The 12802-nt window shown below is 57.5% G+C and carries 8 protein-coding genes and 3 rRNA genes (1 of these 11 only partly in view); 5 read left to right on the top strand and 6 right to left on the bottom strand.

The features are described 5' to 3' along the window. Positions 1 to 80 precede the first annotated feature (80 nt). Positions 81 to 419, top strand: coding sequence for a hypothetical protein (locus GH769_RS25450; protein WP_014716366.1), 339 nt, complete (start codon positions 81 to 83; stop codon positions 417 to 419). Positions 420 to 543: 124 nt separating this feature from the next. Here the strand turns inward: GH769_RS25450 and lapD are convergent, their stop codons facing one another. Both lapD and lapG read right to left on the bottom strand, forming a co-directional pair. Then, on the bottom strand, positions 544 to 2490 hold the full coding sequence (gene lapD / locus GH769_RS25445) for a cyclic di-GMP receptor LapD (RefSeq protein WP_020302193.1): 1947 nt from the start codon (positions 2488 to 2490) through the stop codon (positions 544 to 546). A gap of 14 nt (positions 2491 to 2504) precedes the next feature. Continuing rightward, entirely contained in the window at positions 2505 to 3128 is a 624-nt protein-coding gene (gene lapG, locus GH769_RS25440; RefSeq protein WP_019819857.1) for a cysteine protease LapG, read from the bottom strand. A 319-nt stretch (positions 3129 to 3447) separates the two neighbouring features. Here lapG and GH769_RS25435 point away from each other — a divergent pair, with 319 nt between their 5' ends. The 4 genes from GH769_RS25435 (at position 3448) to GH769_RS25420 (ending at position 9612) form a co-directional block, all read left to right on the top strand. Beyond that, positions 3448 to 4158: a GntR family transcriptional regulator gene (locus GH769_RS25435; protein WP_014716363.1), complete on the top strand. Its 711-nt coding sequence runs from the start codon at positions 3448 to 3450 to the stop codon at positions 4156 to 4158. 377 nt (positions 4159 to 4535) lie between these two features. Beyond that, entirely contained in the window at positions 4536 to 5294 is a 759-nt protein-coding gene (locus GH769_RS25430) for a DUF3050 domain-containing protein (RefSeq protein ID WP_020302192.1), read from the top strand. Next, positions 5291 to 6238, top strand: coding sequence for a diiron oxygenase (locus GH769_RS25425; protein ID WP_032903077.1), 948 nt, complete (start codon positions 5291 to 5293; stop codon positions 6236 to 6238). Before GH769_RS25430 ends, GH769_RS25425 begins: the two co-directional genes overlap by 4 nt. Beyond that, positions 6235 to 9612, top strand: a complete 3378-nt coding sequence (locus GH769_RS25420; protein WP_032903076.1) for an amino acid adenylation domain-containing protein — start codon at positions 6235 to 6237, stop codon at positions 9610 to 9612. Before GH769_RS25425 ends, GH769_RS25420 begins: the two co-directional genes overlap by 4 nt. A gap of 63 nt (positions 9613 to 9675) precedes the next feature. On the opposite strand, the gene GH769_RS25415 is transcribed toward GH769_RS25420, so the two are convergent. The 4 genes from GH769_RS25415 to GH769_RS25400 all read right to left on the bottom strand — a co-directional run. Next, positions 9676 to 11556 (bottom strand): methyl-accepting chemotaxis protein, encoded by a 1881-nt coding sequence (locus tag GH769_RS25415; protein ID WP_014716359.1) that lies wholly within the window; start codon positions 11554 to 11556, stop codon positions 9676 to 9678. 273 nt (positions 11557 to 11829) lie between these two features. Next, positions 11830 to 11945: ribosomal RNA gene (gene rrf, locus GH769_RS25410) — 5S ribosomal RNA — on the bottom strand. A gap of 109 nt (positions 11946 to 12054) precedes the next feature. Further along, positions 12055 to 12170 (bottom strand): 5S ribosomal RNA (gene rrf, locus GH769_RS25405). A gap of 156 nt (positions 12171 to 12326) precedes the next feature. Next, a 23S ribosomal RNA gene (locus tag GH769_RS25400) occupies positions 12327 to 12802 on the bottom strand; it runs 2416 nt beyond the window's last position.

Below are 12802 nucleotides of genomic sequence, written 5' to 3'. Positions count from 1 at the left end.
GTGCATCGCATACTCACGCCCATACACGCAGCGTTGACCTATGCTGTTGAACGCCTGTGGCGCATTTTCGAGGGGTTGTTATGTTTTACGTGCAACGTGATGCACAGGGCGCACTGGTTCGCGTAGAGGCTATCGCCTTTACCGAATCCACTGAAACCCTGCCGGCCGATCACCATGAGATCCAGGCCTGGTACGCCAACGAAGTGGTGGAAACCAGCCTGGCCCAGCTCAAACAGAGCGACTTGGAGATGATCCGGGTGCTGGATGACTTGATCCAGGTGCTGACCCGCAAAGGCGTAATCAGCGTGACCGACCTGCCGCCGGCAGCCCAGGCCAAGTTGATGGACCGTAACCAGGCGCGGGAAGCGTTGGGTGGGTTGAGCCAGTTGATCGATGATGACGAGAAAGGATTGATTTAATCTAACCGCTCCTACCCCTGTAGGAGCGAGCTTGCTCGCGAAAAAACTAAAATCGCCACGGGGTGTCAGGCTTTGCGCATTATCGTTGGCGATCTTCGCGAGCAAGCTCGCTCCTACAGGTAAATTATTTCCAGGGCGCGGGCTCGCCAAACAGTTGGCCCTGCACGCCGAAAATCCCCATCTCACGAATCACCTTCAGTTCGCCCTCGGTCTCTACACGCTCGGCAATCAGCGGCAGGTCAATGCTATGGGCCGCTCGCTGAATAGCTTCGATAAACAGGCGCTTGTCACTTTCCTGGTCGATGGCGCGAATGTAGCTGCCGTCGATCTTCAGGTACGCCAGGCCCAGGCGCGCCAGGTTACCGATCATGCTGAACCGCCCACCGAAACGTTGCAGGCTGAGGGAGAAACCCAGCTCGCGCAGGCGCTGGGTCATCTGTTCCAGCACGGGCTGCTCAGGCAGTTGCTCTTCACCGATCTCCAGGGTAAGGCGCGGGCCCAGGTTGCTGTGCTGACGTAGCAGGTCATAGATGCGGTTCAGAGCCTGGGGGTCCTGCAGGGTCGCGGCCGAGAGGTTCAGCGCCAGGTTCTCGGTGTGGCTGCTCATCTGCTTGAGCACCTGCTCCAGCATCAGGCGGTCCAGGCGGGCCGACCAACCGAAGCGCTCAAGCCACGGCAGGAAGCGCCCGGCCGGTATGGTGTGGCCGTCTTCGTCTTGCAAGCGCGACAGCACTTTGTAGTGCAAGACCAACTGCGGGTCCTGGCTGGCCACCACCGGCTGGAAATACAGCTGGAAGCGCTGCTGGGTCAGGGCCTGGTCCAACAAGGTGTGCCAGGCATGGTGATCGTCACCGACGCTGGCGGCGGCGCTGCGGTCCAGGCACACCCAACTGGTGTCGCCCTGCGCTTGGGCCTGGGCCAGGGCCTGGTCGGCCAGGGTCAACAGGGCTTGGGGCGCGTCGCCATGGCTGAACGGTGCCAGGCCGATATAGGCGACCGGTGTAACGTCGCTGGCACCGGTCGCTTGCAGGCTGAGCAAGGTGCTTTCGAGGTTTTGCGCCAGTTGCACCGCTTCTTCACGCATCAACCCTGGCGCCAGCACGGCGAACTCACCGCCACGAATACGGGTGACCAGGTTATGGGTTTCCGGGTAAGGCGCGCACTGGCGCAGCAGCTGTTGGCCAACCGCTTGCAGCAACTGGTCAGTACGCTGGCCGCCCAGGCGCTGGTTGAGGCCGGCCAGGTCCTTGACCCGCAGCAACAGCAGGTAGCCGGAGTTGGTCTCTTCCGGGTTACTGACGCGGGCGTTGAGCTGCATCTCGAAATAACGGCGGTTGGCGAGGCCGGTGAGGTTGTCCTGATAGGATTCGGTGCGCAGTTTTTCGCTACGCTCGGCCTGTTCCTGGAACAGCGCCTTGAGCTTTTCCACCATCTGGTTCATGGCCTGTACCACGCGACGCAGTTCTGGCGTGCGGGGCAAGTCAGGCAGGCTGAGGAACTCGCGGCGGGCAATGGCGTGGGACTGTTTGACCATATAGTCCAACGGCTTCAATTGCCGGCGCAGCAACAGCCCACCGAGCACCACGCTGACCGCGCCGCACAGCAGCAACCAGCCCAGGCTACCCAGGGCGCTTTGCCAGAGCTTGGCCAGGGCGAACATCGGATGGCTGACCACTTCGACCCGCGCGGCCTGTTCCCAGCCACGGCTGACCAGCGCATCACCACCGGCCGGCTCCAGGCCGATCAGCTTGACGAACCAGTTGGGCACGCCGTTGTTGTCAGGAATACCGCTGCGCTCGACGATGGTTTTGTCGGTGGCCAGGTCCACGACGCGGATGCTGGCGTAGTAACCGCTGTCGAAGATCGAGCTGACCAGCAGCTCCACCATGGCTGGGTCATCGATATTCGGGGTCAGCGACAGCGCCAACGCCGTTGCGGCATCCTGGGCGTGGGAGCGCAGTTGGTTGACGTATTGGGTGCGCGAGCTTTCCAGGCTGACCATGAAGCTGCCGCTGAAGGCGACCACCAGGAACAGACAGATTGCAATCAATAGCTGTTTGAACAGAGACATCCGATCAGTTACTCCTAGTTGGCAGGCTCGGCTGGGAAGCCTTCCGCACGCATTTTTCTCAACACATCCTGCCAGCGCGACAAGCGTTTGGTATCACCGACTTTCTTGTTGCCCTTGGCACCGGGCAAGTACAGCCCCTCGGCGTTGAATGAGTACACCGGGACCAGATCGGTGCGACGAGTGGCCGGCAGAATCTCATCCATCAGGCTGTCGAGCACCAGTGGGACAGCGTCTGGGGTCGAATAATAGGTCAGGACCATGTGCGCCCGATTCTGCCGCAAGGCCTTGACGTAGGTAATGCGCAATTTGTCGCTGGACACCCCCAGGTGACGCAAACTGAAATACTTTGCGATGGCGTAGTCTTCGCAGTCACCGGCGCCTTTCCAGAGTGCTTCGACGGGTGTCTCCCAATAATCGACAACGTGCCAGAGATCGATGTCTTCCACGTAGGTCATTTGCTTGTTGAAGAACAAATTGACGACCTTGAGCTGGTCCTGCTCGCTGACCTGTTTTTCGCTCGCCAATAGCCGCTGCCAGGCGTCGATACGTTGCTGGCCTTGCCCCAACGGGCCGTAGACGGCGGTGGCCTTGCGGCTGATCTGCGAGAAATCCCAATCGGCACGCAGCCCGCCGAGCATCAGGCCAGCCAGTAAAATTGCTGATAAAAGCCAGCAAAGCAGTCGATAGGGAATAAAACTTACCGCCAAAGTGTTCAGTCCATGAAAGAGACGGAATTTCAAGGAATGGTGAAGCCTGGCCCTACAAAAAACAATGGCACAGTGCAATCATCACAGTAGGCGGTGATTTTATAACCGCCTCCTGTGAGAGACACAAAGTATGCTGTGTAAGCCCTTACAAACGGAAACTCTGGCTGTTTGACAAGCGCCTGGCCCATCTTTAGTGTTCTTTGGATCCAATTAGCCAACCTATTATTCAAGAAAGGAGGATAGCGCAACCGTGACGCAGAAGCCGAACCCATTAAGCAGCATCAAAATCAGCGGGCCTATTCCCGCCCATCTTGCGCGCTCCGTTATTGAAGAAACCTTGCGTAATGCCATCCTCGATGGGCGATTGCCCTGTGGCACCGCCATGCGCCAGCAAGAACTGGCCAGCCTGTTCGGCGTCAGCCGCATGCCCGTGCGTGAAGCTTTGCGCCAGCTGGAGGCGCAATCCTTGCTGCATGTGGTGACTCACAAGGGTGCCGTCGTTGCCCCCTTGATCGAGGACAATTCGGCAGAGACCTATGCCTTGCGCATGTTGCTGGAGTCCGAAGCCTTGCGCCTGTCGATTCCGCTGCTCACCGACGCGGACCTTGCTCAAGCCGAGGCTTGTATCAATTCGCTGGAAAGCGAAAAAGACTACACCGAGATTGGTCGCCTCAATCGCCTGTTTCACATGGTGCTATATGGCAAGGCGCCCAACCAGCGACTGCTCACCCTGGTCGAGCACGGGTTGAATGAGGAGGAACGCTTCCTGCGCTTCAACCTTGAGGCGATGGGGCTGGGCGAGACCTCCCAGGAAGATCACCGCGAACTGCTGAGCCTGGTGGCGCAGAAGAAGGTCGAGGAGAGCATCCTGACGTTGCGTAACCACTTGATGCGAGGCATGGAGGTGATCGCCACCTACCTCAGCAGCCTTGAGAGCGCCGACAAAAAAGCCGTGCAGTAAGTTTTTTTGCTTTTGCCCTTAATCCTCAGGTGATGGAGCAGCTTCCCTATCAGGGTTGTTGCTCCATCAGAAATATTTAAAAAATAACTAAAGAACGATTAACGCCGACTTAGTGCACGGAAAAATCCCACCTATAGCCGGGCAATTTACCGCACATATAAACATCGGCAAAGTCCTTTAATACATTTGCATACCGGTTCAAACATTCAATCAGCTTATTATCTTCGCTCAGCAAGCCACGCCTTCCCATACCGCTGCGGCCGCCTATTTAAATGGTAGCGCCGTGCGCGTGAACGCGATCAAGTTACTCTTGCACTCACAACTATAACAGTCCAACACTGCTTTTAAAGCACTCGCAACAACTATAGGCGTCAACCATGCATCACTATTTACTTGAGCAAAAAAAACAAAAACTGTTCGACCACCCGTTATTTATAGAAATAACCACCGTTGGCAAGTTACAACACTTTATGGAACACCATGTATTTGCGGTCTGGGACTTCATGAGCCTGACCAAACGCCTGCAACAGGACCTCACGTGCACACAGTTACCCTGGCTCCCCTGCGCTGCCCCCCGCGATGCCCGCCTGATCAATGAAATCGTGCTGGCTGAAGAGACGGACGAACACCCGACACGGGGCTATTGCAGCCACTTCGAGCTGTACCTTGACGCGATGACGGAAGTGGGCGCCAGCACCGTCGCAATCACTCGCTTCATCGACCTGCAAAGCCAGGGAGTGGAGGTAAGCGCGGCCTTGCAAATGAGCGATGCTCCCCTGGGCGTGGCCCGCTTCGTCGACAGCACCTTACAAATCGCCTTGAGCGCCCCGACCCACTGTGTGGCGGCGGCGTTCCTGCATGGCCGCGAGAGTGTGATTCCGTCAATGTTCAAGGGGCTTTTGCATAGCCATGCTTTCATAGGTCGGCAGGCCCCTACGTTATGTTACTACCTCAACCGCCATATCGAATTGGACGGCGATGACCACGGCCCTGCGGCGCAACAGTTGCTAACGCACCTGATCGACGCCGACCCCAGTCGTCAGCAACAAGCCGATAGCGCCGCCCTGGGCGCCGTGGAAAGTCGTATTACCCTCTGGGACGACGTGCTGGCCTCGATGCAAGAGGTACGTCCGTGAACGCCGTCAGCTACCAATCCTTTGCCGATGACTGGGAACGTCGCGCAACCATCCGCACACGCCCCCGGCGGATGTTGGAAGACGACGACAAACTCATCTTCCCCCTGTGCCGCCAGCCTCTGGTGCTGAGTGCAACCTTTCTCAAGCACTGCCCGCAATGGCGCAACTTCGTGCTGGTGCAAAGCTTCTACAAATTCATCAATGACGTGGTGATTTTCGAAACCGAGATCGTCGACAAAACCGCGCGCAGCATTGCTAAAAATCGCTTCTCCCTGCCCTTCCCGCTCGCCTGCCGTTACGACGCGATGACGGTCGTTGTCGACGAGGATTACCACGCGCTGGTAGCCCTGGATTTCCTTCAGCAAGCCGTGGCAATGACCGGGATTCAACCGCTCGATCTACCCGGGCAAATTGAACTGAGCCGCGCGCTTCCGGCAGCCCAGGCGCAGGTACCGACATATTTGCACGATGCCGTTGAGCTGATCGGCGTCGCCATCGCCGAGAACACCGTCACCCATGACGTCGCAGCGTTTTCCAAAGACGCCAGCGTCAAATCCTCTGTCCGCGGCCTGATGGCCGATCATCTGTTTGATGAAGGGCGGCATGCGCGGTTCTGGACACAGTTGGTGCGCCTCTACTGGCAGTCGGCAAGCTCGCAAGATCGCGACCACATTGCTCAAGCCCTGCCCGTATTCCTGACGCACTACCTGACCAACGAGCTACAAAAAGACTTCGATCTGCAACTGATCGAACACTTGACGATCAGTGCCCACACTCGCGTGGCACTGTGCGACGAAATCCGGGCGCTGGATTTTCCCATCACCCACCAACATCCGCTGGTGGCCAATATCATGGGCTTTCTGCACCACAGCGGCGTACTGCAAACCCCCAGCGTGGCACGAGCCCTGCGCGACTATCTGCCCGTATCGATGAGGTTGGCATGAGGCGCTTGCAGATCGAGTGGCGTGGTACCACTAACGCTCTGGCGGCGCTCAAGCAGGAGCTGGAGCAGTATGGGCATGTGGCAGGAACGGTGTCTGTGGATCTGGTTATTGAAGACGGGAGTCAGCCGCTGCCGCCCTCGCCCGCCAGTGCGCCATGGTTAAGCTTGCGCGTGGGTATCGGCCCGCTCTGCGAACACGGGCTGCCCTCATTGCAGTTGCGCTGCTATGACCGGGAGCGGCGCCTGCTGACGGTGCACGACGTTGCCCAGGAACCCAGCGGCAATGGGCAGCGGTTGCGTCAGCAGGCAACGAATGCAGTGGTGGAGTGGGCTGCTTTGTTGGTCTGCGGTTTTTCAAGAGACCCCGCCTACTTCTCGGCAACGGCCGCTGCTAACGCCTGGCCTGAACAGGGCCTGCAGGAGTTGGATGCCTTGGCTTTCATGCACCGGTTCAACCACACGGCGGACCCTGCCTTGTTGCAAGCGGCCCGAACGCCCATGATCGAACGGCTGCAGGCCAGCCTCAATACCTTCGCACATCGAACAGTGCTGAACATCGCCGGTCATGCGCTGACTTATCGGCAGCTCCAGCAACAAGCCATGGCTATTCAACAACGCCTGCTTCCCTTGCTGGAGGATGCCGAGGCTCCACAAGTGGTCGGCGTATGCCTGGAGAAATCTGCCGAGTTGTACGCCAGCATTCTCGCGGTGCTTGGCTGTGGCGCCGTGTATTTGCCGCTGGTGCCTGACCACCCGGAGCAACGCCAGCACTGCATGCTGACCAGCCTCAAGGCCTGTGTGCTGCTGGAGAATGGCCAGCACCCATTGCGAGAGCGTTTCGTTTCACTTGATGTGAGCCAGGTTGCCGCGCACAGCGCCGACATGACGCAACCGCTGATGCACCGTCATCCCCGTGCCGACGAGCCGTGCGTGGCACTGTTCACCTCGGGTACGACGGGCCAGCCCAAGGGGGTACTGCTGAGCCAATACAACCTGGCGCATTTCACGGCCTGGCTCGTCAGTTGCGTGGCGTTGGATCAACACAGTCGCGTCCTGCAGTTTTCGCCACTGGGCTTCGATTCTTCACTGATCGATATTTTCCCTGCATTGATCGTTGGCGCCGCGTTGATTGTCCCCAGCCCAGACCAACGTCACGACCCTCAGCAACTGGTAGAGCTGATTCGCAAGCAACGCGTCACTCATGGGTTTGTGCCACCGGCACTGCTCAGCATCCTGCCGCTGGATCAGCCATTGGGCATGACTCATTTACTGACCGGAGGTGATTTCTGCGAGCCCTGCGTGATCGAACAACTGGCCGGTCAATGCCAGCTGCATAACCTCTATGGGCCGACCGAGGCCACTGTGTTGGCGACCCATCGGGTATTCCAACGAGGTGACAGCCATCGCAATATCGGCCTCCCCATCGCTAACAGCCAGGTGCTGATTCTCGACGAGAACCTGCAGCCCGTGGATGAACAGGTAATGGGCGACTTGTACATTGTCGGTCCCGGAGTAAGCCTGGGTTATTCAAATACACCATCGCGGCCCGACAATCCGTTCGTGGCGCTGACACTGCCAAATGGCCAAGTGCTACAGGCTTATCGCAGCGGCGACTTGGCAAAATGGACGCAAGAGGGCATCGAGCTGGGCGGCCGCAGGGATGAGCAAGTCAAGATCCGCGGGTTTCGAGTTCAGCCTCAGGATATTGAACAGTGCTTGCGCGATAGTCGCTTGTTTCGCCAAGTGGCAGTGGTGATCGATACGGCACACAGAGTCATCGGCTTTGCCGCCCAGCCGGAATCTGGCGCCACGCTGGCAAGCCTGAAGGAACATGCTCGGCAGTGGTTGCCCGTGCATATGCAGCCCAGCGCTTGGAGCGAACTGGCATGCATGCCCCGTTCGAATAACGGCAAGATCGATCGCAAGGCCTTGTTGGCCATGCCTATACCCATACCCATCGGGAGGGATCGCTGTCGCATACAAGACCCTTTGCAGGCACAACTGTCTGACGTGTGGGGTGAGCTGCTGGGATTACCCGCAGGCGAACTCTCGATTGATGAGAGTTTTTTCAACCTCGGTGGCCACTCCATCCTGTTGTCGACTCTGTTGCTACGCCTGCGCGAGCAGTTTGGCCGCAGCTTCTGCCTGAGCCCCTTTTTTGAGACGCCGACCATTCGCACATTGGCCGCACTCATGGATGGCGGCACGCTGCCGGATAAACCGTCCAACCAGATGGAGCAAGATGCGACGCGCGCACTGAAGGTCGGGGTTCTGCCCGACACCCTTGCGGGAGATTCGCGCAAAGCCATCGTTACTGGCGCAAACAGCTTTGTCGGGGTGCATATCGTCCAGGCACTGCTGGCTGGCGGGGCGCAGGACGTGGCGTGCCTGGTGCGTGAGTTGCCCGGCCATTCGGCGGCGGCAAGGTTCGCCCAGGCATTACGTGAATACCGCTTGGAACATCTGGACCTGAGCCGAGTACAGGTATACGCCGCCGATATTCGTAAACCTCGCCTGGGCTTGGCCGACGACGTGTACGAGCACCTCGCCCGTCATTACGGCGTGTTGGTGCATAACGCCGCGCAGGTCAATCATGTGATGGATTACGCCTCACTCGCAAAGGACAACGTCGAGCCGGTGCTGGAATGCCTGCGTCTTTGCGAGACCCATTGCAAGAAGGTCCTCAATTTCATCTCGACGCTCTCAGCCTGCAGCAGCGTAGACGTCGACGGGTACGTGCTTGAAGCGCCTGCCCGACGCGCACTGCCGCTCTATGTGAAAAATGGCTACAACCTCTCCAAGTGGGTAGCCGAGCGGCTATTAGGACGGGCAGTTGAGCAAGGGGCCTGGGTCAATATTCATCGGCCGGGAAATATCAGCTTCAACAGCCAGAACGGCGTTTGCCAGCCACAGAAAAACCGCTTGATGTTGATGCTCAAGGGGTCTCTGCAATTAGGGATGGTCCCGCGACTGGACGCCAATTTCGACCTGATGCCGGTGGACTTCCTGGCGCGTTTCATCGCCTTCCACAGCGCTCACTTTGACCCTGGGCGACATGTGTTCAACCTGCACAACCCGCTGCCCTTGAGTTGGGACCAGTACCTCGACGCCTTCAGCGAGGCTGGGCACGTTTTTGACCGAGTCAGCGTTGAACACTGGCAACGGGCGTTGCGCAACGTAAGTCGCGATAACGCACTGTTCGGGGTGCTGGGCTTTTACCTGGACGGACTGGGCGAAGACATCGGTGATACATCGATGATCCGTTACGACAATGCCCGGTGGGGCTTGGAAAAAATGGGGATGTGCTATCCACCCAAGAGCCAGGCGCTGTTACGCAAAGGCTGCGACTACCTGAGCGCTATCAACTTCCTCTGAATAGCACCCTGGACGTGAGGCCAAGCGATCGGAGCGAGAGGCCTCGCTCCGATGCGGTCAGGATCAGATCTTGAAGCTATCGACCAATTGCTTCAGTCGGCTGGCCTGCTGGGACAGCGCATCGCAGTCCTTGAGCGTCTCGTTGAGGTTGGCCACACCCTGCTGGTTTAGCAAGTTGATCTGGTTGATATCGACGTTGAGGGTTTCAACCACTGCGGTCTGCTCTTCGGTGGCGGCCGCGACGGATTGGTTCATGCCGTCGATCTCAACGATACGTTGCGTCACGCTGACCAGACGCTCACCTGCCTGGTTGGCGACTTCGACGCTTTCTTCGCTGGAAGCCTGGCTGGCGTTCATGGTGGTCACAGCTTCACGCGAGCCCACTTGCAGCGAAGTGATCATCTTGTGGATTTCTTCTGCCGACTCCTGGGTGCGGTGCGCCAAATTACGCACTTCATCCGCCACCACGGCAAAGCCACGCCCGGCTTCACCAGCACGGGCCGCTTCGATCGCCGCGTTGAGGGCGAGCAAGTTGGTTTGTTGGGAAATACCTTTGATCACATCCAGGATGTGCCCGATGTTGTCGGTACTGGCATTAAGGGTTTCAATCTGAGTGCAGGACAGGCTGATCTTCTGCGACAACTCAGACATCGCCTGGATGGTTTGCTCCACCACTTTACGACCATCGTCAGCTTGTTCGCTGGCACCACTGGCGTGCTGGGACGCATCCGCGGCGTTGCGCGCGATTTCCTGGGTGGCAGCCCCTAGTTCGTTGATGGCTGCGGCTACGCTGTTGGTACGCGCGCTCTGTTCGTCAGAACCGATGATCGACGCATTAGATGAAGCCATCACACGCTGGGACAAATCGTGCACCTGGCGCGTTGCCGAAGACACTTCGGAAATCGACGCGTGGATTCGCTCGACGAACTGATTGAATGCGCTGCCGACCTCGCCGAACTCGTCTTTGCTGGTCACGTCCAGACGTCGGGTCAAATCACCTTCGCCTTGGGCAATGTCCTGCATGGCCACGCCCATGGTGGTCAGCGGGCGCAACAGGACTTGAATCAACAGGCTCAGGAGTACCGCAATGGCGACAACGGCAATCAACATCGCAATCAAGGCCGAAGTACGGAACTTGCCCAGCGGGGCATAGGCTTTTTCTTTGTCGATCGAAAGGCCGATGTACCAGTCAGCGCCAGGCAAGCCGCTGATAGGCGTGAAGGAAAGGATGCGATCCTGACCGTTGAGGACAACGTCCTGATTGAGCTTCTCAATGCGCACATGGGTGCCAGGGTAGATGTCCTTGAGGTTCTTCATCACCTGGTCCTGGTCTGGACTGACGATGACCTGGCCATCACCGCTGACCAGGAACGCATGGCCGATACCACCGAAGTCTACCGAGTTGATGATCTTCACCAGTGTCTGCAGGCTCAGGTCACCACCGACAACACCCAATAACTCGCCGTTCTTTTTCACCGGCATGGCAATTGTCACGATCTGACCGCCCACAGCCGCCATATAAGGCGGAGTAAGCATGGTTTTGTCCGCCACTACTGCTTGCTTGTACCAAGGCCGCTGACGAGGGTCATAGTCGTCAGGCATCTTCGCGTCAGGGCGCTGGGTGAATACCCCGTTGGTTTGACCTACATAGGTGAACTGGAAATTGGTGGTGAATGCTGGCTGATCGACCAAACCAGGAAGGTCGGCCGCACTGCCTTGGTGGGCAACGTTCTGCGCCAGGTTCTCGAGGACCAGGATGCGACCACTGAGCCAGTTCTGCACACTGCTGGCGGTCAGCTCGCCGGATTGCTGGATGGACGATGTCAGGTTTTGCCTGATGGTACTGCGCTGCAGGTAGTCGTTGTAGAGCGTAAATAGCGCGAAGGCTAAAACCACGACGCCTGACGCGGCCAACAGAATTTTATGACTGAACTTGAGATTCATTTCATCGACTTCTTTTGCCAAAGGGGGGTGAGCGTGCCGAGTGGAACATTCCATGTAACGGGATAGGCGGACTCTGCGGTCGCTCTATTTCGGTGCACGCATGGCTCGTCAGGCTTTCGGCCAAACTTCGACAAATCTTAGAAATTTGTGAGAAGCATCTTCTTTTAGCGTAGGAAACCGACAGGCGGTAGGGATAAGGCAGATTCGCTGTGATGGCTGCCCTAAACGACAAAACCCCTGTCTGCGTTAGCAGACAGGGGTTTTGGAATTCAATCTTGACGATGACCTACTCTCACATGGGGAAACCCCACACTACCATCGGCGATGCATCGTTTCACTGCTGAGTTCGGGATGGGATCAGGTGGTTCCAATGCTCTATGGTCGTCAAGAAATTCTGTGTACCAGACCGTTGTGTTGGCAACGTGCCGGTGAAATTCATGAGCTTCTACATAAACAAAACCCCTGTTTGTGTTAGCAAACAGGGGTTTCGGAATTTAATCTTGACGATGACCTACTCTCACATGGGGAAACCCCACACTACCATCGGCGATGCATCGTTTCACTGCTGAGTTCGGGATGGGATCAGGTGGTTCCAATGCTCTATGGTCGTCAAGAAATTCGGGTACTGAGTCGTGGCCAGCTGGCCTCGCTTCAGCAAATTGGGTATGTGATAGATCGTGGTGTTTTGTGAGCGTCGAACTTTCGGTTCATTGCGTCTTCACACACCGCAATCTGGTCTCTCTCGAGTTCGCAAATTGCTTGGGTGTTATATGGTCAAGCCTCACGGGCAATTAGTATTGGTTAGCTCAACGCCTCACAGCGCTTACACACCCAACCTATCAACGTCGTAGTCTTCGACGGCCCTTCAGGGAACTCAAGGTTCCAGTGAGATCTCATCTTGAGGCTAGTTTCCCGCTTAGATGCTTTCAGCGGTTATCTATTCCGAACATAGCTACCCGGCAATGCCACTGGCGTGACAACCGGAACACCAGAGGTTCGTCCACTCCGGTCCTCTCGTACTAGGAGCAGCCCCTCTCAAATCTCAAACGTCCACGGCAGATAGGGACCGAACTGTCTCACGACGTTCTAAACCCAGCTCGCGTACCACTTTAAATGGCGAACAGCCATACCCTTGGGACCGGCTTCAGCCCCAGGATGTGATGAGCCGACATCGAGGTGCCAAACACCGCCGTCGATATGAACTCTTGGGCGGTATCAGCCTGTTATCCCCGGAGTACCTTTTATC

Source organism: Pseudomonas sp. CFSAN084952 (assembly GCF_009648855.1).
Classification (GTDB): domain Bacteria; phylum Pseudomonadota; class Gammaproteobacteria; order Pseudomonadales; family Pseudomonadaceae; genus Aquipseudomonas; species Aquipseudomonas paracarnis.
The sequence above is the reverse complement of the archived record's forward strand: the minus strand, read 5'-3'. Positions and strand labels throughout refer to the sequence as shown.

Bases quoted from the DNA above. Each gene is read 5' to 3' on its own strand.
- lapG (WP_019819857.1), bottom strand. From the start codon at position 3,128: ATGCTCGGCGGGCTGCGTGCCGATTGGGATTTCTCGCAGATCAGCCGC.
- GH769_RS25420 (WP_032903076.1), top strand. From the start codon at position 6,235: ATGAGGCGCTTGCAGATCGAGTGGCGTGGTACCACTAACGCTCTGGCG.
- lapD (WP_020302193.1), bottom strand. From the start codon at position 2,490: ATGTCTCTGTTCAAACAGCTATTGATTGCAATCTGTCTGTTCCTGGTG.
- GH769_RS25450 (WP_014716366.1), top strand. From the start codon at position 81: ATGTTTTACGTGCAACGTGATGCACAGGGCGCACTGGTTCGCGTAGAG.
- GH769_RS25415 (WP_014716359.1), bottom strand. From the start codon at position 11,556: ATGAATCTCAAGTTCAGTCATAAAATTCTGTTGGCCGCGTCAGGCGTC.
- GH769_RS25430 (WP_020302192.1), top strand. From the start codon at position 4,536: ATGCATCACTATTTACTTGAGCAAAAAAAACAAAAACTGTTCGACCAC.